This is a genomic window from Chryseobacterium sp. PTM-20240506, assembly GCF_048296755.1.
In the GTDB taxonomy this organism is placed as follows: domain Bacteria; phylum Bacteroidota; class Bacteroidia; order Flavobacteriales; family Weeksellaceae; genus Chryseobacterium; species Chryseobacterium proteolyticum.
Genome location: NZ_CP182581.1, coordinates 1,101,577 through 1,126,719, shown reverse-complemented (window position 1 = coordinate 1,126,719; position 25,143 = coordinate 1,101,577). Strand labels below are relative to the sequence as shown.

The 25,143-nt window shown below is 34.2% G+C and carries 23 protein-coding genes; 22 read left to right on the top strand and 1 reads right to left on the bottom strand.

All coding sequences use genetic code 11. The annotated features are described in order from the left end of the window. Positions 1-138: 138 nt before the first annotated feature. From ACNFU2_RS04900 to ACNFU2_RS04800, 21 genes are all read left to right on the top strand, one after another. Positions 139-414 carry a hypothetical protein gene (locus ACNFU2_RS04900; RefSeq protein ID WP_172278476.1) on the top strand — a complete coding sequence of 92 codons (276 nt, stop codon included), beginning with the start codon at positions 139-141 and terminating at the stop codon, positions 412-414. A gap of 168 nt (positions 415-582) precedes the next feature. Continuing rightward, on the top strand, positions 583-1,962 hold the full coding sequence (locus tag ACNFU2_RS04895; protein WP_273648194.1) for a dipeptidase: 1,380 nt from the start codon (positions 583-585) through the stop codon (positions 1,960-1,962). A 308-nt stretch (positions 1,963-2,270) separates the two neighbouring features. After that, a complete protein-coding gene (locus ACNFU2_RS04890) occupies positions 2,271-3,143 on the top strand; it encodes a T9SS type A sorting domain-containing protein (RefSeq protein WP_273648193.1) in 873 nt (290 codons plus the stop codon). A 390-nt stretch (positions 3,144-3,533) separates the two neighbouring features. After that, the gene (locus tag ACNFU2_RS04885; RefSeq protein ID WP_273648192.1) at positions 3,534-4,565 is read left to right on the top strand and encodes a T9SS type A sorting domain-containing protein; all 1,032 of its coding nucleotides are present in this window, start codon (positions 3,534-3,536) and stop codon (positions 4,563-4,565) included. Positions 4,566-4,644: 79 nt separating this feature from the next. Next, the gene (locus ACNFU2_RS04880; RefSeq protein ID WP_273648191.1) at positions 4,645-5,352 is read left to right on the top strand and encodes an SDR family oxidoreductase; all 708 of its coding nucleotides are present in this window, start codon (positions 4,645-4,647) and stop codon (positions 5,350-5,352) included. Between the two features lie 148 nt (positions 5,353-5,500). Then, positions 5,501-6,247 carry an electron transfer flavoprotein subunit beta/FixA family protein gene (locus ACNFU2_RS04875; RefSeq protein ID WP_065394252.1) on the top strand — a complete coding sequence of 249 codons (747 nt, stop codon included), beginning with the start codon at positions 5,501-5,503 and terminating at the stop codon, positions 6,245-6,247. Between the two features lie 43 nt (positions 6,248-6,290). Next, the gene (locus tag ACNFU2_RS04870) at positions 6,291-7,238 is read left to right on the top strand and encodes an electron transfer flavoprotein subunit alpha/FixB family protein (RefSeq protein ID WP_172278466.1); all 948 of its coding nucleotides are present in this window, start codon (positions 6,291-6,293) and stop codon (positions 7,236-7,238) included. Between the two features lie 107 nt (positions 7,239-7,345). Continuing rightward, a complete protein-coding gene (locus ACNFU2_RS04865) occupies positions 7,346-7,945 on the top strand; it encodes a bifunctional nuclease family protein (RefSeq protein WP_172278464.1) in 600 nt (199 codons plus the stop codon). Between the two features lie 21 nt (positions 7,946-7,966). Next, positions 7,967-9,349: a nucleoside permease gene (locus tag ACNFU2_RS04860; RefSeq protein ID WP_418123956.1), complete on the top strand. Its 1,383-nt coding sequence runs from the start codon at positions 7,967-7,969 to the stop codon at positions 9,347-9,349. A gap of 159 nt (positions 9,350-9,508) precedes the next feature. Beyond that, complete coding sequence (locus ACNFU2_RS04855; RefSeq protein WP_172278460.1) at positions 9,509-10,051, top strand: RNA polymerase sigma factor; 543 nt, start codon at positions 9,509-9,511, stop codon at positions 10,049-10,051. Further along, positions 10,029-10,781, top strand: a complete 753-nt coding sequence (locus ACNFU2_RS04850) for a hypothetical protein (RefSeq protein ID WP_273648189.1) — start codon at positions 10,029-10,031, stop codon at positions 10,779-10,781. The genes ACNFU2_RS04855 and ACNFU2_RS04850 overlap by 23 nt, the downstream gene beginning before the upstream one ends. Positions 10,782-10,863: 82 nt before the next feature. Continuing rightward, complete coding sequence (locus tag ACNFU2_RS04845; protein WP_418123953.1) at positions 10,864-11,931, top strand: hypothetical protein; 1,068 nt, start codon at positions 10,864-10,866, stop codon at positions 11,929-11,931. 76 nt (positions 11,932-12,007) lie between these two features. Continuing rightward, positions 12,008-12,394 (top strand): hypothetical protein, encoded by a 387-nt coding sequence (locus tag ACNFU2_RS04840; RefSeq protein WP_172278454.1) that lies wholly within the window; start codon positions 12,008-12,010, stop codon positions 12,392-12,394. Beyond that, positions 12,391-12,810: a hypothetical protein gene (locus ACNFU2_RS04835; protein ID WP_306612517.1), complete on the top strand. Its 420-nt coding sequence runs from the start codon at positions 12,391-12,393 to the stop codon at positions 12,808-12,810. Before ACNFU2_RS04840 ends, ACNFU2_RS04835 begins: the two co-directional genes overlap by 4 nt. A gap of 63 nt (positions 12,811-12,873) precedes the next feature. Beyond that, complete coding sequence (locus tag ACNFU2_RS04830) at positions 12,874-14,052, top strand: acetyl-CoA C-acyltransferase (protein ID WP_273648185.1); 1,179 nt, start codon at positions 12,874-12,876, stop codon at positions 14,050-14,052. A gap of 199 nt (positions 14,053-14,251) precedes the next feature. Then, the gene (locus ACNFU2_RS04825; protein ID WP_273648184.1) at positions 14,252-15,742 is read left to right on the top strand and encodes an MFS transporter; all 1,491 of its coding nucleotides are present in this window, start codon (positions 14,252-14,254) and stop codon (positions 15,740-15,742) included. A gap of 180 nt (positions 15,743-15,922) precedes the next feature. Then, positions 15,923-18,088 carry a T9SS type A sorting domain-containing protein gene (locus tag ACNFU2_RS04820; RefSeq protein WP_273648183.1) on the top strand — a complete coding sequence of 722 codons (2,166 nt, stop codon included), beginning with the start codon at positions 15,923-15,925 and terminating at the stop codon, positions 18,086-18,088. Between the two features lie 177 nt (positions 18,089-18,265). Further along, positions 18,266-19,192: a mevalonate kinase gene (locus ACNFU2_RS04815; RefSeq protein WP_273648182.1), complete on the top strand. Its 927-nt coding sequence runs from the start codon at positions 18,266-18,268 to the stop codon at positions 19,190-19,192. A gap of 11 nt (positions 19,193-19,203) precedes the next feature. Continuing rightward, on the top strand, positions 19,204-20,133 hold the full coding sequence (locus ACNFU2_RS04810; RefSeq protein WP_172278442.1) for a UbiA family prenyltransferase: 930 nt from the start codon (positions 19,204-19,206) through the stop codon (positions 20,131-20,133). A gap of 64 nt (positions 20,134-20,197) precedes the next feature. Continuing rightward, positions 20,198-21,370: a proline dehydrogenase family protein gene (locus tag ACNFU2_RS04805; RefSeq protein WP_172278440.1), complete on the top strand. Its 1,173-nt coding sequence runs from the start codon at positions 20,198-20,200 to the stop codon at positions 21,368-21,370. A 181-nt stretch (positions 21,371-21,551) separates the two neighbouring features. Next, entirely contained in the window at positions 21,552-22,571 is a 1,020-nt protein-coding gene (locus tag ACNFU2_RS04800) for a T9SS type A sorting domain-containing protein (protein ID WP_273648180.1), read from the top strand. 55 nt (positions 22,572-22,626) lie between these two features. Here ACNFU2_RS04800 and ACNFU2_RS04795 read toward each other — a convergent pair whose 3' ends face one another. Next, positions 22,627-23,166: a helix-turn-helix transcriptional regulator gene (locus ACNFU2_RS04795; RefSeq protein WP_418123949.1), complete on the bottom strand. Its 540-nt coding sequence runs from the start codon at positions 23,164-23,166 to the stop codon at positions 22,627-22,629. An 830-nt stretch (positions 23,167-23,996) separates the two neighbouring features. Here ACNFU2_RS04795 and ACNFU2_RS04790 point away from each other — a divergent pair. Further along, entirely contained in the window at positions 23,997-25,106 is a 1,110-nt protein-coding gene (locus ACNFU2_RS04790) for a M14 family zinc carboxypeptidase (RefSeq protein ID WP_418123947.1), read from the top strand. The last annotated feature ends 37 nt before the right edge of the window (positions 25,107-25,143 follow it).

Genomic DNA, 25,143 nt, shown 5'->3' with positions numbered 1-25,143 from the left:
ATGTTGTCAAAAGGAGCAGGATTTCTTAATTTTGGGCAATCTAAAATTTAAGCATGAAATCGCGGCTGTTGGGATAATTTAGAATAGACTAAAATAGAGCGATTCCATATGACCTTTTAAAAAAAATAAATCTTACATATGAAAAAATTAATTATATGTTTAGCCATTGCAAGTGTAGCAGTAAGCTGTAAAAAAATACAAGCTGGAGGAAATAAGAATACTTTAAAGCTAGAAGAGGGAGCAGAAAGATATTCAGATGATGTGCAAAAAGGTGGAGAAACTCATGGTCATGATGCTACAGCTGAACATAAAGAAGCTGCTGTTGCTGAAAAACATGGAACAGAAGCTCCAAAAACAGACAGTACTGCTGCAGCAAAACCCGTAGAAGCTGAAAAAGCTAAAGCTGAACACTAATTATTATTAGAAAATATAAAAATGTCTTGCCAGGTTGCAGGACATTTTTTGTTTTTGGTGTGTAGTATTTGGCCGATTCTAAATAAATAATTGGCTAAAGGAAAATTCTTTGTTTTTGCTTGCTGCTGCTGACCATTTTCTTTAATTTTAACAAAACAAATTTTTACAATGCAAGAGACATTAAATTACATCAACGAAAACAAACAGCGTTTCGTGGATGAATTATTTGAGTTATTGAGAATTCCTTCTATTTCTGCAGATCCTGCGTATAAAGATGACGTATTGAAATGTGCAGAAGTATGTGCAACACATCTAAAAAATGCGGGAGCCGATAATGTGGAAGTATGCCAAACAGCTGGTTACCCAATTGTTTTTGGAGAAAAGATCTTAGATAAAAATCTTCCCACTGTTCTGGTATATGGTCATTATGATGTTCAGCCTGCTGATCCTTTAGAATTATGGAAGAAACCTCCTTTTGAACCTTATATAGAAAAGACAGAGCTTCACCCGGATGGGGCTATTTTTGCCAGAGGTTCTGCGGATGATAAAGGACAGTTTTTTATGCATCTAAAGGCATTTGAAGCGATGATGAAAACCAATACTCTTCCTTGTAATGTTAAGTTTATTTTAGAAGGAGAAGAAGAAGTAGGATCCGTAAGTCTTGGTGATTTTGTTAATGAAAATAAAGAAAAACTGTCTTGTGATTGCATTCTGATTTCTGATACTCATATTTACAGCAATGAGCAGCCAACTGTTACAACAGGTTTAAGAGGTTTAAGTTATGTAGAGGTAGAAGTAGAGGGGTCAAACAGGGATTTGCACTCCGGATTGTATGGAGGTGCAGTTCCCAATCCAATCCACGTTCTTTCAAGAATGATTGCAAAGTTAATCGATGAAGATGGACATATTACAATTGACGGGTTTTATGATAATGTAGATATTGTTTCAGATCAGGAAAGAGCTGAAATGAATAAATTGAAAGATAATCCTGAGGAGTTTAAAAGAGCTATCGGATTAGGTAACATAGAAGGAGAAAAAGGATACACGACTTTAGAAAGAACATCAATCCGCCCAACATTGGATTGTAATGGAATTTGGGGTGGCTATACCGGAGAGGGAGCAAAAACAGTTATTCCTTCAAAGGCTTTTGCAAAAATTTCTATGCGTTTGGTACCTTATCAGACTCCGGAAGAAATCACTGAAAAATTTACCAGATATTTCGAAAAAATTGCTCCGGATACAGTAAGGGTAAAAGTAACTCCGCATCATGGAGGGATGCCTTATGTTTTACCGACTGACACTAAGGAATTTGCAGCTGCTAAGCAAGCAATGGAAACGGCATTTGGAAAAGAGGTATTACCTTACAGAGGAGGAGGAAGTATTCCTATTACCTCAATGTTTGAGAAAGTATTAGGAGCAAAGTCTGTATTGATGGGCTTTGGATTGGATTCTGATGCCATTCACTCGCCTAATGAACACTATGGATTGTTTAATTTCTATAAAGGAATCGAAAGTATTCCGCTCTTTTTTGAAAATTATTCAAAATAACAGAACAGTATGAGAAGTTAGGTGCTTGCACATATTGTAGTAAACAAATAAAAGATAGGATACCCCACTAGGTATCCTATCTTTTTTATTTTGACTCAGGTATTTTTACATTAAAATGTTATTTATGGTTTATTTTATTAATAATTAAATTATTTTGTAAAATGAATATTTTTCACTGCTAAGTGGATTGTTTTGTTTTGTTAATTGCTTGTATAGCTTGTTATTCTTGATTATTTGATTTATTTGTTAAAATTTTTTTAAATCAAAAAAATAAAATATATTTACATTTTAAATTTAAAAATTATATCATGAAGAAAATTTTTACATCTTTAGCAGTTGCGTTAATCGCAAGTGCTGCTTACTCTCAAGTTATTACACAAAATGCAGTTCCTAATACTGTAGCAACTACAGGTTCTGTGGCGTGTGGAAGTCAGGCTAACGGCTATACTGCCGATAATTCTTATTATAGAGTATTTAAACTATCAGACTATGGTATTAATTACAACTATAATATTACCAATATTGCATTTGGAGTACAAACAGCCAATACTACTTTCCCTGTAGAGGTAAACCTTTATACTTTGGCAGGTACGTTTCCAACAGGAACCCCGACACTTTTAGGGACGGCTAATGTAAACGTAGCTCCGGCTAATGTTGGGCAGATGGTTAGTACGGGAGCAACACTATCACAAGTGGTTCCGGCAGGAGGAACATTTGTTGTGGAAATATATCATGATGGATCTACAGCAACTCCACCTCAGTCCTTCTATTTAGGAACTCATCCTGGAGCTCAGACAGGACCGTCTTATTTATCTTCAGAAACTTGTGGTATTGACACACCTATTGCAACAGGAACCGGAGCTTTAGCAGGTTTTGCTTCTGCAAGATGGGTAATGACTATTACAGGACAGAATACTCTAGGTGTTACAGAGGTAATTAATTCAAAAGATTTACAAATCTTCCCAAATCCGGTTAAAGATGTTTTGAAATTCAGATTTGGTAACAGTTTAAAATCTGAAGGAATTGATATTTATGACATGAATGGAAGAGTGATTACTTCAATTTCTAATAATAAAAATGTTAATGAAGTAAACGTATCAAGCTTTACCAAAGGAACTTATATCTTAAAGGTTAAGGCAAGTGATGGAAAAGTATATGTTCAAAAAATCATTAAAGAATAAAGCTAATAAACTTTAGTATAAAAAACGCTCCAATCCGGAGCGTTTTTTTTATTGCCAAAATATTTCATTGATTAATCTTAAAAATACCTAAAACTAGGTAGAAATAATTACCCTTTTCCAAGTATTGGTAATCTTTAAGTATCAAAATAGTTTTGTAACATAAAATTGGTTAGGCTTAGGATAAGGAATGATAAAAAAAATCAATCAATGAGTTACTGAGAGTATATAGAATCTTTGTTTTATTAAGCGATTGATATTAAATGTTTATTTTTTTCATAAGCAACCTTTTTAGATTTTAGTTGTCTTATCAATAGAAGTACATTCTTTGGTAATGAAGTTTGTACTAAAAATTAATGTTATAATAATATGTTTAACTAAAAAAAGTATGTTATGAAAAAAGTTTTATCAATTAGCGCGTTTTTGTTTGGTTTGTTTCAAACATTCAATGCTCAATCTTTACAAAGTGATAATTTTAATTCCTATGTCATAGGAAATGTGGGGGTAAGTGTTACCCCAGGTTCCCCGGGTGTTCCAGCCACAGGACAAGGTGGCTTTCGTACAGATTTTGCTGGGGGAGCTAATACAGACGCACAAATTGTAAATATTGATGCTTCTCATGGCAAATCTTTACAGCTAACCGGAAGTGCGAATGCAACAGATCAAAAGTATATGTGGAAGGATGGATTACCAGCCGCATGGGCTGCAAGAACCTCAGGAAATGATATCCTGTCATTGGAATTTAACCTATATACAGGAAGCATCACAGGGGGTGTAGCTAGAGGAACTGTGATGGTTTATGACCAAACAACGCATAAAACATTGCTTGGAGCCGGATATGAATACGCCACACAAAGAGTTGTAGGAATAGCATATTATACAAATACTACAACAGGGGTAACCGGGAATATTCTATTTTATTTGGAACCCAATACCTATACTTATCCTGCCAATACATGGATAACATTAAAATGCACATACAATAAAATTACGGGAGCGGTTACATGGACTGGCCCGGGAGGTGTGGTTCGTACTCCACCTGCAACATATTTACCAGCTGCTGCAGGTGTAGATCCTTATGAAATGGATTTCACTTCAATAGTTGGTCCGGGAAATACGGTAGCTCATATCACTTCTTTTGACAATTATACATTAACCGCTACAAATAATGCAGTGCTAGGGGCAAAAGACGCAATTGTAGAAGAAGATAGTATTTCAGTTTATCCTAATCCTGCAACAGATTTTATTACAGTACAATCAAAGTCACAGATTACTAAAGTTGAAGTATTTGATACAGCTGGAAGAAGTATTGGTGTTAAACTTGATCGTGATAAAGTAGACGTAACGAATCTTCTTCCGGGCACATATATCCTCAATATTGAAACCAAAGGAGATACATTTTCTAAAAAATTCATTAAAAAATAGATTACTGATAAATCTTATTTCATATAAAGCGCTTCAATTGAAGCGTTTTATTTATTTTAGGGAAATTAAAGTAAAAAGTATGATTAAAAATAAAGTAGCCTATATAACAGGTGGGACCAAAGGTATTGGTTTTGGAATTGCCAGAATTTTATTGGAAAACGGAGTATCAGTTGCCTTTTCAGGACGTAAAAGAGAAGATGTAATGAAAGCAGAAAAAGAATTGCAGCCATATTCCGGACAGGTTTTAGGGATTGTTTCAGATGTGAGAAGTCTTGAAAGTGAAGAGGAAGCTATAAAATACACTGTACAGAAGTTTGGAAAAGTAGATTTTGTAATTGCAAATGCAGGATTAGGGATATTTAAGCCCGTAGATGAACTTACTGTGGAAGAATGGAATACTATGATAGAAACGAACTTAACCGGCCCTTTTTATACGTTAAAAGCTTCAGTTGAGGAGTTAAAGAAGACGGAAGGATATTATATTACAATTTCAAGTCTGGCAGGAGCTAATTTTTTTGAAAACGGAACTGGTTATAACGCCTCAAAATTTGGGGTTGTTGGCTTTACACAGGCCGCAATGATAGATCTAAGAAAATATAATATTAAAACAACAGTCATTATGCCGGGATCTGTAGCGACGAATTTCAACGGGAATGTTGTTTCAGAAAAAGATGCATGGAAAATTCAGCCTGAAGATATGGGAAATCTGGTGTTGGATATTTTAAAAATGAATCCAAGGGTTTTACCTAGTAAGATAGAGTTCAGGGCGACTAAACCGGCAAAATAAATACATTTAATGTATTGAATAATAAAATCATAAGTATTATGCATGCATAATATATTTTTTATTTATATTTACAGAAATTAATCAAACAAAATCTCTGCATAACAACACCAGGCTTTTATGCAATAAAGAGAAAAATAAAATAGTACACATGAAAATATTAGTTTGTATTAGTAGTGTTCCGGATACTACTTCCAAAATTAACTTTACAGCAGATAAGTCTGCTTTCGACAAAAACGGAATTCAGTGGGTAATCAATCCATTAGATGAATTTGCGTTGACAAAGGCAGTTAAACTTCAGGAGTCCCAAGGAGCTACAGTGACGGTTATTAATGTAGGAGATGCTGCAACGGAACCGGTTATCAGAAAGGCATTGGCAATTGGTGCAAATGATGCAGTTAGAGTAAATCTTGATCCAAAAGATAGTTATTCAACAGCTAAAGAAATTGCTGCTGTTGCTCAAAATGGAGGTTACGATCTTATCCTTTGTGGAAAAGAGTCTATTGATTATAATGGAGGTTCTGTTCCCGGAATGGTAGCACAGTTGCTAAATCAGCCGTTTGTGAATGCATCTGTTGGTTTGGATGTTAATGGAAGCGAAGCTACTGCAGTAAGAGAGATTGAAGGAGGTAAAGAAACGATTTCTGTAAAACTTCCTGCTGTGATTGCCGGACAGAAAGGTTTGGTGGACGAAAAAGATCTAATTATTCCTAATATGAGAGGGATTATGTCTGCAAGAACAAAACCTTTGCAGGTTGTTGAGCCTACTTCTTCTGAAGTGAAAGTTCAGGGAGTTTCTTATGATAGTGTTCCTCCAAGAGCTGCTGTGAAAATGGTTTCTCCGGACAATCTGGATGAGCTGGTAAGATTACTTCACGAAGAAGCTAAAGTGATCTAAATCTTTTAATTATTAAATTTTTTAATCTTTTAATTCAAAAAAAATGGCAGTATTCGTATACGCAGAAAATATAAACGGAGTTTACAAAAAAGCAGCTTTTGAAGCAGTTTCGTATGCTAAAGCTATTGCTGATCAGGCGGGAGATACCGTTACAGCAATTTCTGTAAACCCTACAGATTCTTCAGATTTATTATATAAATATGGAGCATCTAATGTCATCAATATTAAAGACGAAGGTCTTAAAAACTTTTCAGCAAAAGCATTTGCTCAGGCAGTGAGTGAGGTGGCGAATGGAAACATAATTGTTTTTCCTCATACTACCGATGCTTCTTCCGTAGCTCCGATGTTGGCTGTAATGAAGAATTTTTCTTTAATTACCAATGTATTGGCAGCTCCTGAAAGTATTTCTCCGTTCCAGGTGAAGAGAAGAGCTTTCTCAGGAAAAGGATTTATGCATGCTAAAGCTGAGGGTACAGGAGTAATTATTACTGTTTCTCAAAATGCTTTCGGAATTAAAGAGAATCCGGTGTCAGGTTCTGAAGAGGTGAAAAACTTATCAGTGGCTAATGAAGATACTAAGGTGGTTTCTCATGAACAAAGCTCAGGGAAGTTGGATCTTAAAGAAGCTGAAATTGTAGTTTCAGCGGGAAGAGGTTTAAAAGGTCCTGAAAACTGGGGAATGATTGAAGACCTTGCCAATGTTTTGGGCGCGGCTACAGCTTGTTCCAAGCCTGTTTCCGATATTGGTTGGAGACCTCATACTGAGCACGTAGGGCAAACAGGTAAAGCAATTTCTCCTAACCTTTATATTGCAGTAGGTATTTCCGGTGCTATCCAGCATTTAGCAGGAGTAAACTCTTCTAAAACAATTGTTGTGATCAACAGTGATCCGGAAGCTCCTTTCTTCAAATCAGCAGATTATGGGGTAGTTGGTGATGCATTCCAGATTATTCCGGCATTAACTGAAAAAATTAAAGCAATCAAAGGATAAAATTTAGTTTTATACTATATAAAAAATGAAAGTTCGGGTTTTTCCGAGCTTTTATTTTTGTCCAAAAAGTAAAACTTACATTCAAAAATTACTTTATCTTTGTAGCTATGGATTATAAACAGCTAATTATTCGAGGAATATCGTACAGCCAGACCCAATCAGGGGCGTACGCTTTGTTATTGGAACATGAAGAAACACACATAAAGTTACCTGTTGTTATAGGAAATTTCGAGGCACAATCCATTTCTCTTGGTCTGGAGAAAGATATTCATCCACCACGTCCTCTTACCCATGATTTATTTACAAAATTTATAGTTTCGGCAAATTATGAATTGGTGTCCGTGATTATTTATCAAATTGTAGATGGAGTTTTCTTTTCCAACATAAACTTCAAAAATAAAATAACGGAAGAAGAACTGATTTTAGATGCCAGAACTTCTGACGCTGTTGCTATGGCAGTACGCTTTGACGCGCCTATTTTTACCACTCAACAAGTCTTAAATGAAGCAGGAATTCTTTTGGAATTGGAAGATGTTTCCAAGGAGGAACAGTCATTTTCTGAAACAGTTCAGACAGAAGATAATTTAAGATCTCTCTCTATGGAGGAATTACAGAAATTATTGGAAGATGCTGTAAAGGAAGAAGACTTTGACACCGCTTTGGAGATTCAGGAAGAAATCAAAAGGAGGAAAAAGAAAATTGACTAAAGAGATACTTACAATTAAACTATGAATTTAAAATTACGACTTACCATCCTCAGCTTTCTGCAGTTTTTTGTTTGGGGTGCATGGCTGATTACGATGGCTAATTTTTGGTTCGGTACAAAACATTGGGATGGAACTCAGTTTGGAGCTGTTTTCGGAACAATGGGGATAGCTTCTATCTTTATGCCTACCATAACCGGAATTATAGCAGACCGTTGGGTAAATGCAGAGCGGATTTTTTCGGTTTTACAGATTCTTTACGGAATTGTCTTATTTATCTTGCCACATACAGGCGACCCTAATTCATTCTTTTATGTCATGCTGGCTGCTATGTGTTTCTACATGCCTACTATTGCTCTTGCCAACTCTATTTCATATACAATACTGAAAAATAGTAATCTGGATGTTGTAAAAGACTTTCCACCTATACGGGTTTGGGGGACAATAGGATTTATTGTAGCCATGTGGATAACAAATCTTACAGGAAACAAAGCAACCGAAGGACAATTTTATATCGGAGGCGTTGTTGCAATTTTATTAGGAATTTATGCATTAACTTTACCTAAATGCCCACCTCAAAAACTGATTGATATAAATGCTCCGTTATCAGAGCAATTAGGACTGAATGCCTTTAAACTTTTTGCTAATTATAAAACAGCATTATTCTTTTTATTTTCCATGCTTTTAGGGGCTGCCTTACAGCTTACCAATGCGTATGGTGATGTATTTTTGAGTGAATTTGCTCATTTTCCTAAATATGCAGATTCTTTTGTGGTGCAGAGATCAACAATTATTATGTCGATTTCACAGGTTTCGGAAACACTGTTTATCCTTGCAATTCCTTTCTTTTTAAAGAAATTCGGTATAAAGAAAGTAATGTTGATGTCAATGCTTGCCTGGGTTTTAAGGTTTGGCTTTTTCGCATATGGAATTCCTGAAGGATATGGGCTTGCACTGATTATTCTTTCCTGCATTGTTTATGGAATGGCATTCGATTTCTTCAATATTTCAGGTTCCCTTTTCGTAGAGACCACAACCGATAAAAAGATCCGTTCTTCTGCACAGGGTTTATTTATGATGATGACGAATGGTTTTGGAGCTGTTTTTGGAAGTTATATGGCAGGTTGGGCGATTGATAAATTCTTTACACGTGAATTTACTAATGTAAGTGATTTATCTGCTTATCTGGAAACAACTCCCGATAATCGGACATTTTTAGAAATTCTGAAAAATTCTTTTAATGCAGCTGTTAATTCCGATGGAACTTTGTCCTCTATTGTGATGGTAAAAGACTGGCAGAATATCTGGTTATCTTTTGCTGCGTATGCATTAGTTTTGGCTATTCTTTTTGCTCTTTTATTTAAACACAAACACGATCCTAAAGAAGTAGCCCATATCAATCATTAAAAAAAAATATTAAGCTTATTATCAATACAATACAATACAATACAATACAATACAATACAATACAATACAATACAATGCACTTTAGAAATAAAGTGCATTTTTTTATTTTTTCAGGCAACCTTTTGTATTTTTCCACGTCTTTAAGATAGAAACTAAAACATGAAGAATTTAGAAGAAAACTTTACACTTGCTAAAAAACAGGATCGGAGGGCTCAAAAAGCTCTTTATGATGCTTTTTCAAGTAAAATGTTGGCTGTTGCGAATTCTTATACCAATAATATCCATGATGCTGAAGATATTCTATTAAATGCATTCCTAAAGTGCTTTACTAAATTGAATGAATGCAGAGATTATAAGAGTTTTCCATTTTGGCTGAGAAAGATCATAATCAATGACTCAATAAATTTTATAAGGAAAACAAAAAACATTTTATATGCAGATGTAGAAATCGCCGATGATTTTTCTGATGACGATTTTGAAGAAGGATTGGAAGAAATTAATCTTGAAGAAATATTTTCTAAAATGCCACCAGGGTATAGGATTATTTTTAATTTATATGTTTTTGAAGAGAAAAAGCACCAGGAAATAGCTGAGATCCTTAATATCTCCGAAGGGACAAGTAAGAGTCAGTTAAACAAAGCTAAAAGGTGGCTGGTTGAATTTTTTAAAACTAAAGAAAATGAAAAACAAAATGCTGAATAAATTAAAATCCGGATATGAAGAAATGGAGATAAAGCCATCTCATGATCTTTGGAACAAAATAGAAGCAGGTTTGGATGAAGCAGATATTTCAGTTGAAAATCTACCTGTTTCATCGCCTTATAAGTGGTGGAAATATGCAGCAATTATTCTGTTCTTATTATCTTCAGGAATTCTTGTTTATTTTAATATAGACAGGACAAAAACTGCACATATAATTGCCCATGACAAGTCAAACGAGAAAACTGAGACTTTAGATAATAAACCAGAGTTAGCATTCCGGAATGAGCATCTGGATCATTCTGCTATATCTTCGGATATTGTTGATCGTAGTATTGCAACAAATGGTAAAGAGAAGGAAAGAGTAGATAGTATCACATCCAATCGTGATCATAATAGGGCTATTACAAAGGATATTAAAGTGTCAAATTATGAAGCAGATCACGATCTTCATCCTATAGCATCTGGCGTTCAAATAAAGCCTGTTGATCTTGTAATTCCCGAGGAAGAAAAGATATCTGAAAATAAATTAGGTACGGTTAATCAAAAAACTGAGAAAAAAACTGCAAAATATATAGAGGCTTCAGACTTACTTGTTGGAAGAGAATATGATAAAATACAAGGAAACCTGGAAAAAGGACCGTACATAAGAATTGAATTGGATAAACTAAAACCGCACCTTTCAAAAGCGGCTGTAACATTAGGAGTCACTGTCCATACCAAAACAGATTAAAACAATTTCGACTTATAATCACAATATATCATCCAACTCAAATGCAGCTGGACAGCTGGAATAATTAATAAAAACAAGAAAAATGAAAAATAAAGCTCTAATTTCTGCCATCATGATGACTGCTTCTGTAATGGCTTTTTCACAGGAAAAATCAGGGAATTATTACGATTCCCGTTCCCGGGAAACTTTGAAAGAAAAAATTAATAATTATACTGCAAAAATCGACAGCATTATTACTTCAGAAAAGACAAAAATGAATGGAGAGCTTGATGCTGTTGATAAAGACTTTAAGGATGGAAAGATTTCTGCTGATGATAAGAAAAAAATGAATGGTGAAATTGCGGTGAAGTATGAAAATAGTATTAATGAAAAGGTTGATGCTGAAAAAGAAAGCTTTGAGGATATAACAAAAGAGAAAGTAAGAAAATCTGTTCTGGGTAAAAGTATTGATGAGAAAAAAACAGATATGAAACGTCTTTTAAATCATGCAGGGGTTCTTATTGGTGGAGGCTTTTTAAATCTTACAGATAAGTCTGCTCCGTTTAATTTTTCTAACGATTCTGAAGAACTCCGTTCAGGAAAGTCAGGGTCTCTTTCTTATCAGTTTAGATTTGAAGTGCAGGCAGGAAGTAATGCCAGCCCCGTATTGCTGAATTTTGGAGTTGGGTTGAGATCGGATATCTATAATGTGAAGAAACCAATGGTTTTTGCACAAGCTGATGGAAAACTCTTTCAAAGACCTTTTACGATGGGTAATCTGAAATCTTCACAATTAAAGGCAGAATATATTGAAATTCCTCTTGAAGTGCAGTTTGTATTAAATCCTAAGTACGTAAATTATGGTGGTGAAAAATTTCTGGATAACAGTCAGCCACAGTTTAGAGTAGGTCTCGGTGTATATGGAGGCGTAAAAATCGGAAGTAAAATAAAATACAGATATTCCAATGAAGAGTCAAAAAGGAATATTTTTAAACAGAGGATAGAAGATGGGATGAATCCTTTCCTTTTTGGAACAAAACTCAGTATAGGCTATCGAGGGATTAGTTTGTATGTTAAAAAAGATCTTACTCCTATTTTTAATGATGATGCCCTGATGAAAAACAAAAACGGAATACAAATAGGTTTAGAAATTTTCAATTTAATGTTTTGATTTTTAATAGGATATCATGATATTGAACACGCTTTTATAAGTGTGTTTTTTTTTGTATTTTGGCATTTTAAGAATTATGAAAAATATTCAGTTAATAGGATCATTATTAGTAATCGCAGGAAGCTTTTTACCGCTGGTTCATGTTCCTGTTATTGGAAACTGGAATTACTGGAAGCTGGATCACTCACTGGCAATAATTTGCTGGATTTTGGGTGTTTGTGCTCTTTTTGGAGTGGTCAATAATCGTTTTAAGATGGGGCAAATTCTAGGCTTTTTACTTATCCTTTTGTTTATATTTACGCTGGTTGCCATTAAAATGCAATCTTTGAATTATTTCAGTTTTCTTCCTTTTGCATCATGGAGAGAGACATTTGCGGGTGTGGTTAAGCTAAAATGGGGATGGATTATAGAGTTTTTAGGAGCATTTTTATTATTAATTAAAAAAAACACAACAAAAATATGAAACATCTCAACATTTTATTCATTTTGCTTTTTATCTTAAGTTTATCACAGGTAAGAGCCCAGCAAAATATTTTTCTGACTTCAGATCAACCTGCAAAATGTCAGAATATCAAAACAGGAAAATTCTTACGTGTGGATATGCCTATTGACGAATGGGTAATGACTGTACAAGACAATATTCAAACAGAATATTATAACAAAGGTAAAGACTATATAAAATCACGATTAGATTTCGTAGATGATTGTAATTATAAAGTTACGCTGATAGCCAAATCTGAAGAAAGCTACCCTATGAAGCTGGGAGAAGTGATGGTAAACAGGGTTTTAGAAACTGATCGTAATTTTATTAAAATTACTTCAGAATATAATAATAAAACGACAGAATTTATAATTAGTAAAGTCGAAGAAATGAACTAATTACTATCAAATAAAATGAAGCCGTAAGGTTACATATATCAATAAAAAAAATAAATCATACACATGAAAGAAGTATTCATCGTTTCCGCAGTAAGAACACCAATGGGGAGTTTTATGGGAAGTTTATCAACTGTTCCTGCTACAAAGCTGGGAACTGTTGCCGTAAAAGGAGCATTAGACAAAATTGGTCTTGATCCGAAATTGGTTCAGGAAATTTACATGGGGAACGTATTACAGGCAGGAGAAGGGCAGGCACCTGCCCGTCAGGTGGCATTAGGAGCAGGACTTTCTATCGAAACTCCGTCCACAACAGTAAATAAAGTTTGTGCTTCAGGAATGAAAGCCGTAACAATGGCGGCACAAGCTATTAAAGCAGGTGATGTAGATATAATCGTTGCCGGAGGAATGGAAAATATGTCTTCAGTACCTCATTATTATAACGCAAGAATAGCAACCAAGTTAGGCGATGTTAAAATGCAGGATGGAATGGTTTTAGACGGTCTGACAGATGTTTACAATAAAGTTCACATGGGTGTTTGCGCAGAAAAATGCGCAACAGATTATTCTATCTCAAGAGAGGAGCAAGACCAGTTTGCTATCGAATCTTATAAAAGATCAGCTAAAGCATGGAGTGAAGGTAAATTCAACGATGAGGTTGTATCTGTTGAGATTCCTCAAAGAAAAGGAGAACCTGTAATTTTTGCTGAAGATGAAGAGTATAAAGCTGTTAATTTTGACAGATTGCCAACACTTCCAACAGTATTTAAAAAAGAAGCAGGAACTGTAACTGCAGCTAATGCCTCAACTTTAAATGACGGTGCTTCAGCTTTGATTCTTGTGTCTAAAGAAAAAATGGAAGAATTAGGACTTAAGCCTTTAGCGAAGATCGTTTCTTACGCTGATGCAGCTCAGGAGCCTGAAAACTTTACAACAGCACCTGCTAAAGCTTTACCTATTGCGCTTAAAAAAGCGGGGTTAGAACTTACAGATATCGATTTCTTTGAATTTAATGAAGCATTTTCAGTCGTTGGTTTGGCTAATAATAAGATCTTAGGATTAGATTCCGCCAAAGTAAATGTAAATGGAGGGGCTGTCGCTTTAGGACATCCACTGGGAAGCTCTGGTTCAAGGATTATTGTTACTCTGATTAATGTTTTAAAACAAAACAATGCTAAATATGGGGCTGCTGCTATCTGTAATGGTGGTGGAGGTGCTTCAGCTATTGTTATTGAAAATATCTAGTATTCAAATTCTTTTTAAATATTTGAATTGGAGCTTTAAAGGCTCCAATTTTTGTTTTAAAACCTGTAATTATAATTCAAGACCTCTACATATCAATAGTATTTAAAGAATTGATAATATATCAGGATATTCTAATTAATAAAAAAAACTGCTGAATATTCAGCGGTTTTTCTATTTTTGTGCATCTAATATATTTGAAATGTCCGAAACAGAGAATCAACGACCAAAAAATATTAAGAATAATCCAAAGATAATGAAGGCTTGGGCAGTGTACGACTGGGCCAATTCTGTTTACTCTTTGGTTATTACCTCTACCATCTTTCCTATTTATTATTCTATTCTTACTACCGCATATGAAAAAAAGGAGTATGTAACTGAGACAAAACAATGGATTGATGTTCCTGTAAGGCATTTAATAAAGATTTTTGGAAAAGAATATCAACCTGATGCAGTGTATGGATATTCACTTACCATATCGTTCTTTATCGTAGTATTATTATCTCCATTTTTATCTTCTTTGGCAGATACGATCGGAAATAAAAAATCATTTTTGCAATTCTTCTGTTATCTTGGAGCTACTTCATGTATGGGATTGGCTATGTTTACAGGAATGCATAATGTATTTTTAGGATTACTTTTCAGTATTACAGCAAGTGTAGGATTTTGGGGAAGTCTGGTATTCTATAACTCATTTTTACCCGATATCGCAACTCCGGATAAGCAGGATGCTCTTTCAGCAAAAGGTTATGTCTACGGTTATATTGGTTCTGTAGTTTTAGTTGTTATTTGTTTAGTTCTGATTCAGGTTTTCGCTAAAGGTGCTGCCCAACAACTTTTATTTACAAGAATAAGTTTCTTATTAACGGGAGCATGGTGGTTTGGTTTTTCCCAGTATACTTTTAAACATTTGCCACAATTTGGAAATGTAAAAGATAACCTGCCAAAGGATCTGGTTTTATTAAATTATAAGAATATATTCAAAAAGCACGCAGAACAAGGAGGTTTTTTTGAGGTACTTAAAGATAATATGAGCTTTTATAAAGATATTGCCAAAGAAAGCTTTCATGAACTTTTTAAGGTAGGAAATGAGCTTTTTAAAGATAAAAATCTGAAATTTTTCCTTTCGAGTTTCTTTTTTTATAGTGTGGGAATGCAAACCATTTTCCTCATGGCTACGCTATTTGGTAAAAGTGAAATTAATCTCGCACAGGATAAGCTTATAGGGACTCTTCTGGTAATCCAGATCGAGGCAATTATAGGAGCTATAATTTTCTCCAGATTATCAAAGAGAATAGGAAATAAAAATGTAATTTCTATCGCTATTGTGTTATGGATTGTAGCCTGTCTATGGGCCTATTTCTTAAATAAAGAAAATCCAAATGTTGAATATCAATTTTATGGAGTTGCAGCAGTTGTAGGTTTAGTGATGGGCGGGCTTCAGGCCATGTCCAGATCAACATATTCAAAACTGTTACCTGAAGATTCAATGGAAAATACAACCTATTTTAGTTTTTATGATGTATTGGAAAAAATAGCCATTATTATCGGAACATTTATTTTCGCAACATTGATTGAGCATTTTAATAATATGCGTATTGCTGCCCTTTCAATGACTTTATTCTTTGGGGTTGGCCTTATACTGATTAGGTTCCTGAAGGTCAAAATGCTGAAAGATCGTGATACATTGTAGACGACATAAATAAAAAAGACGCTTATAAGCGTCTTTTTTATTAAAAAGGTCTAAAAAATGATAGAAGCATATTGTTAATTAATTAGCCTTTTTGTTATATTGTACTTATCATTTTAATAATTTTCATGACGATTAATCACTAGGTGTAGATTTTTTTGTTTATTTGTATAAAAATTAATAATGATAAAGAAAATTCTACTTTTTAGCATTTCGTTATGCTTTGTCTTAAATTTTGCTCAGAATTTAAGGCCTGTCTCGCAGAAAATATCAGAATATCATAAACAAGGTAAACACTTTGAGAAATATGATCTTTTCAATATTAATAGAACTTCACCTAAAATGGAGGAATATAAAAGGGCAGCCACAGATATTACTGCAATGACTATCCATTCTGTAAATCTAAAAAAGTTGGTCAGAGACAAGCCTGAATCTATTGAAATTTCATTTCCTTTCGAAGGAGATAAAAAGCTTACCGTAGAGCTTTACAAGCATCAGATTTTTACAGATAACTTTAAAGTAACCACCAATACAGGGGAAATTGTGCCATATAACCCTGGAGCGTATTACAGAGGTATCATTAAGGGAGATAATTCTTCGATCGTTGCTTTTAGCTTCTTTGAAGATGATGTAGTTGGAGTAGCTTCATCCTCTGAATTAGGAAATGTTATTGTCGGAAAAATAAAGAATTCGGAAGATTTTGTAAGCTATTCTGAGTCAAAACTTACAGACACGAATCCTTTTGTTTGTGGAGTAGACGAGTTAAAAGAAAATCAGGTTCAAAAGACATCATTTGATCCTGCTACTGTTAATAAAGCTGTTACTGAAAACTGTGTCCGGATTTATTATGAAGTTTGTTTTGCTCCTTATCAAAATAACGGCTCCAATACAACAACGGTAACGAATTGGCTTACGGCTGTTCATAACAATATCGCAACACTTTATAATAATGATGATATAAAAGTAGCCCTTAATGAAATTTTTATCTGGACTACTGCGGATCCTTATACAGGAACTCCTGGTGCTAATCTTAGCAGCTTCAGAACAAACAGGCCTACTTTTAATGGAGATCTTGCTCATTTAGTAAATGCTCCGGCTACAACGAGTATTGCCTATCTCAATTCACTTTGCACGGGAAACAAATATGCATATTCGGGCATCTCTCAGACCTATTCCAATGTTCCTGTTTATTCATGGACTATCCAAGCAATGACTCATGAAATGGGACATAGTTTAGGTTCTCCCCATACCCATGCTTGTGCATGGAATGGTAATGGAACAGCAATAGACGGATGTGGTGCACAAGCTGGGTATAGTGAAGGCTGCACAGGCCCGATTCCGGCCACCACGGTAAAGGGTACGATCATGAGTTATTGTCACCTGGTTTCAGGGGTGGGAATAAGTTTTAGTAATGGATTTGGTCCTCAGCCTGCAGCACTAATCAGGAATACCGTCGACTCCAAACCTTGTCTGGGAACCAACTGTACAACACCTTGTGCGCTTAGCATTACGGCTATGAATATTTCTAATGTTACTACAAATACAGCAAATGCTACTATTACGGATGGAACTTCTACTTCATGGAAGTATAAATTGACAACAATGGACGGGACAGTTGTAACATCAGGAAATACAACCACTCAAAATATTAATTTAGCGAACCTTCAACCGGCCACTTACTACAGACTTTTTGTAGGATCGGGTTGTTCGGGATCAAATGCTTTTCAAAGATCCCAGTTATTTCTAACAGATGCCAATTGGTGTGGAGGTATATTATTTACGGATACAGGAGGGGTGAATGGTGCTTATGGTAATAATGAAACTATTGTAAAAACTTTTTATCCGAGTTCCGGCTCGGCACTCAGCATGACTTTTACAGAACTTGAACTGGAAGAAGACTATGATTATATGTATATTTATAATGGTCCTTCAACGACTTCACCTTTGTTTGCTAATGGGACTTTAACTGGGAATACATTGCCGGGAGTATTTACTTCTACTCATGCTACAGGTGCTATTACTGTAAGGTTTGTATCGGATCCTGCTGAAACAGGAAGTGGCTGGAAAGCAGGTTTTTCATGTGCTGTTCTAGGTATTGAAGATGTAAGTACAAAAGACAATACCGTGAATATTTATCCTAACCCAGCAAAGAATATGATTGTCATTTCAGCCAAGGAAAACCTCAGATCCTATAAAATGTACGATGAAGCAGGAAGGTTAGTATTGTCATCCGATTCATTAAAGGGAAATAAATCAGAAGTTAATATTTCATCAATACAAACAGGAAATTATGTAGTTTCTGTAGAAACGGAAAAACAGACGGTAATAAAGAAATTAATAAAACAATAATACCCAATAAAAAAGCCTGATCAAATCAGGCTTTTTTATTGGGTTGATCAGGTTGGAAGTATGAATAAGGCTTATGGTTACAAATCCATTATTGTTCAAAAAATATTGTAATTCGGCCCGGATTTTGATTATATTCAGCAGAATAATCTTAAATTTGCAAAAAGATTTATTGTCAAGATGACGAACCCTCTATTTTACGCAAAAATAATTCTGTTTGGAGAATATGGGATGATAGAAGATTCCCAGGGGCTTGTGGTACCTTATAGTTTCTATAAAGGAGCTTTAAAATTCTCTGATCTGAATTCTGAATTTGAATTGAAATCAAATCAGCATCTGCAGAAATATTCTGATTTTCTTGCGGATCTTAATCTTTCTGATGACTTCCAACTTAATATAGAAAGTTTTAAAAAAGATATTTCAAATGGACTTTTCTTTGATTCTAATATTCCTCAGGGATATGGGGTAGGAAGTTCAGGGGCTTTAGTAGCTGCTATTTTTGAACGTTATTCTATGAATAAGCTTAACCCGGAGAATATTTCCAAAGAAAATCTTAAAAAACTGAAAGCTGTTTTTGGAGAAATGGAAAGCTATTTTCACGGCAAAAGCTCAGGAATGGATCCTTTAATCTGTTATATGAATCTTCCCATCCTTATCGAAAACAAAGAAAATCTCGATAGGGTTGCTATTCCTGAAGGGGAAGAAGGAAAAGGAGCAATCTTCCTTATAGATTCCGGAATGACCGGAGAAACCGGCCCGATGATTCAGATTTTCTTTGAAAAAATGAAGACAGAAGGTTTCCGTAAAACATTAAAAGAGGAGTTTATCCGTTATAATAATGCCTGTATCGAGGCTTTTCTGAAAAAGGATATGAATCCTTTCTTTAGAAACTTGAAAAAACTTTCACACTGGGCTTATGAACATTTTCGACCAATGATTCCGGAAAGTATTTTCAACATATGGAAGAAAGGTCTGGATTCCAATGCCTATTATCTTAAGCTATGCGGAAGCGGTGGCGGAGGATATATACTTGGATTTACCAAAGACTATGAAAAGGCGGAAAAAATGCTTGATGGTTTTAACAAAGAGGTTATTTACAGATTTTAAACAGATTGGGAATGAATTCTGAAAAAGAAACTTTCCAATCAAAAAACTATATATCTAAATCTTTATTTTATAGATTCTCACAGTTCGTGGGCTTTCTTTTAGGCGCAAGGTTTTTTGTAGCGATCTTGCTTACATTTGCGCTTTATGTATCTACTTTTTTCTTATTTAATCAGGAGGAAAGTCTTCGAAATTTTGTCTTCGATTTTAAGGTTCACGGTATTATTTTCTGTACGGTACTGAGCATTCTAGCGGGAGGAATTATCAACCAATTCTACGATTTTGAAAAGGACCATGTGGTGAAACCTTTTCGTACAAGAATTCAAAGTTTTATTGCCCAGAAATATTTCTTGTACGCGTACCTCGCACTAAGTGTTATTTCCCTGGGAGTTGCTTGGTTTATTTCACATAACGTATTTATTTTTTTTCTGATCTATCAGTTTTTTATGTGGTTTTACAGCCATAAGTTAAGCCGTGTATTGCTGCTGAATAACCTTACTTTTGTAAGTCTTACATTATATCCCTTCTTTGGGATGATGGTATACTATGAAACTTTTTCCAAAAAGGTTCTTTTAATGGCCATTTTCCTTTTTTTGATCCTTTTATGCATTGATATTGTAAAAGACACACTAACCAAAAGCGTTGATAAAGCGTTTGGATATACTACAATTCCTAATTATTTCGAAAATAAAACAACTAAAATCATCATCGTATCTCTGCTTATTGTAACGATGGTGGTGTCTATGAAGCTAATTATGAGAACCGGAGTTTCAGGTTTTATGGCTTATTACTTTGTCGGCGGGATGTTTATTATGATTTTATGTATTTATTTACTCCTCAACTACTCCCGGAAAAGCAAGTTCATAACATTGAATATATTAAGACTTTGGGTCTTCGTAGGAATTATTGCGATGCTTTTGAACGGGATCGAAAGTAAATTTTAAAAAATATTTTTTAAAAAGACTAAGGTTATTATTACCTTTGCAAAATTAAATTTAATAAAAAGGAATGCCCATTTTTAACGATACTAAAGTTGCATTTGCAGACAAAACAGATGCCCAATTAAGAAAAGCATATTGGATGTTTAAAATGATTGAACAACCGGCTTTAACCAGTGTTGGAACTTCTATTCTTAATTTTACCGTTCATCATAATTTTCCGTTTGTAACCGGAATTGTAAAAAATACTTTATTTGAACAATTCTGTGGTGGCGAAACACGGGAAGAAAGCATGAAAGTGGTAAAGCAATTATTTAAAAGAGGGGTTGGAAGTATTTTCGATTACTCAATTGAGGGAAAAGAAGATGAAGAAACTTTTGATGCAGTATGTAAGGAAATCAAGGATATTGTAAGATTTTCCGTAGGAAATCCGGCAATTCCATTTATTGTTTTTAAGCCTACAGCTTTTGGAAGAATTGATCTGTATGAAGCAGTTGGTAAAAACGCAGAGCTAACGACCAGCCAGAAAGAAGAATGGGAAAGAGTGGTAAGAAGGTTTGATGAGGTTTGTAAGCTTTGTCATGAGAACGATAAGAAAGTAATGGTTGATGCAGAAGAAACATGGATGCAGGATGCTGCAGATCATCTTTGTGAAGAGATGATGGAAAAGTACAACAAAGAAAAACCAATTGTTTGGAATACGATTCAGATGTACAGAACCGGAAGGCTGGAATACATGGAAAGCCATTTGCAAAGAGCCCGAGAAAAGAATTATTTTATCGGATATAAAATAGTGCGTGGGGCTTACATGGAAAAGGAAAGAGCCAGAGCAGAACAAAAGGGATATGCAGATCCTATCCAGCCTAATAAAGAAGCAACTGATAGGAACTATAATGCAGGAATTGATTTTGTAATGAATCATTTAGATAAAGTTTCAGCATTTTTTGGAACCCACAATGAGATCTCTTCCGAGTTGGTTATGGATAAAATGAAAACAAAATCTCTGGAAACGGGTAATCCTCATGTGTATTTTGGGCAACTTTACGGGATGAGTGATAATATTACATTCGCTTTATCAGATAAAGGCTATAATGTGGCTAAATACCTTCCTTATGGTCCAGTAAAAGACGTAGTTCCTTATTTGACCAGACGAGCTCAGGAAAACACTTCTGTGGCCGGGCAGACCGGTAGAGAACTGGGACTGTTAAAGAAAGAATTAGAAAGAAGAAAAAACAGTAAATAATTAATACCAATTATTTAAAAAATAATAAACCTCACCAATAGTGAGGTTTTTTTATTCGCATTATTAAGGTGGATTTAGTGGAATAAGACTTTTTGATGAAAATAATTTAATATTATTTTATTTTTATTGTTAATTATTTATTGATTTAATATATTTGGTTAACACATTAAAAATAAAATAAATGAGAAAAATTTTACTTATTGCTATCATCACAATAGCAAATTTTACCTTAGCACAAACCTACACTAATGGAGGTTTAAGTACCGGAACTACTTCGAAAAGCGGTGTTACTGCACCTGCTGGATACACATGGTCTGAAGTTCAGAATAATACAGGAAATACAACAGAGTCCAATACAAGTTCGGGCTATGGAGGGACTTATAGTTCAACCACAAGTAGCTTTTTTATTGCAGATGATTTTACAATTCCTCCCGGTGCTCAATGGCAAATTAGTACGATAGATTTTTTTGCTTATCAAACCGGATATACAGGAACAACATCTCCTTTTAATACAGTAAGGGTAAATATATTCAGTTCTGATCCTTCTGTGTCAGGTGCGGTAAGTGTTTTTGGGAATGATACAACTAATAGATATACTACAGGGGTAGATTATAATACATATAGAATATTTAATAGTGCAGTACCTACTTCAGCTTCTGTACCAGGGACAACAAGGAAAATTTGGAAAATTACGGCAAGTACACCTGTTACTTTAAACGCTGGCACTTATTGGATAAAATATCAATTACAAAACGCAATTACAGCAAATGCAGGTTTTTTACCTTCTGTTACTATACCAGGAAGCAGAGGGCTTGCCAGCTTTAATGCTAAACAAAATAATGCCGTAGCAGGAACATGGATTTCATTAATAGATGATGGCAATCCTACAACAGCACCTGATTATACTGTTGATATGCCCTTTATAATAACATTTACATCAACAACATTGGGAACTAATGAAGTGATGCAATATGATAACAGGATACAGGTTTATCCCAACCCTGTAAAAGATATTTTTAAAATTAGTAATCCCGAAAAGATTAAGATCAGCAGTGTGGAAGTAATTGATGTATCAGGAAAGTTAGTGAAAACACTAAAAGGTTCAGAAGAATATAATGTTTCTGAACTTCCTACAGGAAATTATATTTTAAAAATTAAAAGTAATGAGATTACAAAAATGACTAAACTTTTAAAACAATAGGTTTAGTTTTTTCTTAAACTATTTTTAGCCTGATCAAATTCGTAGATCAGGCTTTTTATGGCTCAAAACTTTCGAATTTTCCGTTTTCATAAAACAAAACGATTCTTTTTATCTTAATTTGTTGATTTTCAATTACTTGATTAATAATTCTCTCATTTGAATTCTCTAATCGCTGAGAATCGTTTATTTTTTCCTGAGCTTTAACCTTGTACGGTATAGGAGATTCTCGAAGGGGTTGTTTTTGGGGAACAATTTCATCTTCATCAATGCCGAAATCTTCATCATCGTTCATCATGGTAAACAGATCAGGGAGAGAAGTAGGCTTTAACTTTTCTTCATCCGGTTCATCTGGTTCCGGAACTGAAGTTTCGGGTAAGGCTGATTTGAGCATTTCACCTTCGCCATTGACTAACCAATCCCAAAGGATTTCAGGGAAATGGGATTTTATTTTTATAATAAATTCCAAAGAAGGTTTGTTCCTTCCGGAAGTGATATGAGAAATGGAAGATCGCTGTACATCGATCTCATCTGCGAATTCAGAAGGAGTAAGTCTTGAATACTCGATAACTTTAGAAATTCTTTCATTTAAACTCATGAAAATAAGCTTTTAATTGTTTTACAAATGTAAATAATAAATTTACAAATGCAAAATACAAATGTAAATAATTATTTGCATTCATAATATACAAAAGTAAATAGGTATATTGCTGATAAACAACATATTATATTACTCATAAATTCTACTATAATTTTTATTCAACAATTTATCCTCATATCTGATTTTAGTGATATATACTTAAAATAAGAAGTCAATAAATTTCCTGTTAATAGGATGCTGTTCAAAAATTAGTATTAATCTTCTGATAAGGCTCTATTTATCACTATTTATTGTCTTTTTGAATGACGCTGGAGTAGGACCAATGATAAATGCCTGATTTCAACCATATATAATATGAAGTTATACTCAAATTTAAACGCTAAGTGTCTATTAATGGCAATTTCTTATGAGAAACTGATTAAGATTAATCTGAAAATTCCTCAATGCATTACTATATAATAAAATGACTTTTTATCTGTCCTATTTAATGACGGAAATCAAAAAAAATAAGAAAATAATCCACAATTTACATTTGTATACAAGGCGGGAAATTTATGTTTTCCACATCTTACTGTGTTTAATCACATTACCCTCAATTGAGGATAAATAGGGAATTGACCACTTCAAGTAAATTTAAAATAAGCATTTAGATAATCGTAGTAAATATTTGATTTTAAATTACTTAATAATATTATATTAAATTATTAGCAATCCACAATTTTATCCACAGACATTATGGCAATTTACATTGTTTAATAAAGTTACAAATGTTAATTTTATTTTCTCTTTAAAAATGGCTAATTTTGACTCATGTAAATTATTATGAAATGAACTTTGAACAGATCTATCTTCAAAATCCAAATTTTCCTAATCGCTATATTTCCCCTGAAAAATTATTTTTTTACCTACAGACGAATCTCAGCGAATATATTACAGAGATCGGAAGATCGTATTTGGAGAAGCCCATTTATAAATTAAGTATTGGCAGTGGACCTATTAAAATACTGGCATGGTCGCAAATGCATGGAAATGAATCAAACGCTACCCATGCTATGCTTGACTTACTGGTAAGTCTTGATAAATATCCTGAAATGAAGGAAGATTTATTCAGCAAGATCAAACTTGACTTTATCTTTATGCTAAATCCTGATGGCTCTGAAAGATGGACAAGGCTAAATGCAACGGATATAGACCTTAACAGGGATTTTCATAATGAGGCCAGTAAAGAGATTAAGTTCCTTAAGAATACAGTATCTGCAAACCAATATGATTATGCTCTGAATTTACATGAGCAAAGGACTATTTTTACAACAGATGGAATCCATCCAGCCACACTTTCGTTTTTGGCTCCCTCTGAAAATGAAGAGCGCACCGTTACGGACAACAGAAAAAAATGTATGGCAGTGATTGGAAGGATATACAATCATTTAAAAGATTTAATTCCTAATCAGATTGGAAGATATTCTGATGAGTTTTATCCAACATCAACCGGTGATAATTTTATTAAAGCAGGAATGCCTACGATTCTATTTGAGGGAGGACACTTTGTAGATGATTACACAAGGACAGGAACAAGAAAATATTATACTATAGCATTATTCTATGCTTTAAAAGCAATCAGTGAACTTAATTCTGATATTACAGGCTGGGAATCTTACCTCGATATTCCGGAGAATAAAGAAAGCCACTACGATATTATCTACAGAAATGTAAAACTGAATACAGATCATCATTGTATTTTAGATATCGCAGTTCAGTACAGAGAAATTAAAGAAGAAGGAAAAGATGATTTGTCTTTTATTCCATTTGTTATGGAGGTAGGAGAAGTAAAGAAAAGAAAGGGATGGCTTGAAATAGATTGTACGGGAAAGAAATTTGTGTGCGCTACCAAATACCCTAAGTTGGATGAAAAAGTAGATTTTAGTATTGAAGATTAAAAAATGAAAAATAAAAAGCGGAACATTTGTTCCGCTT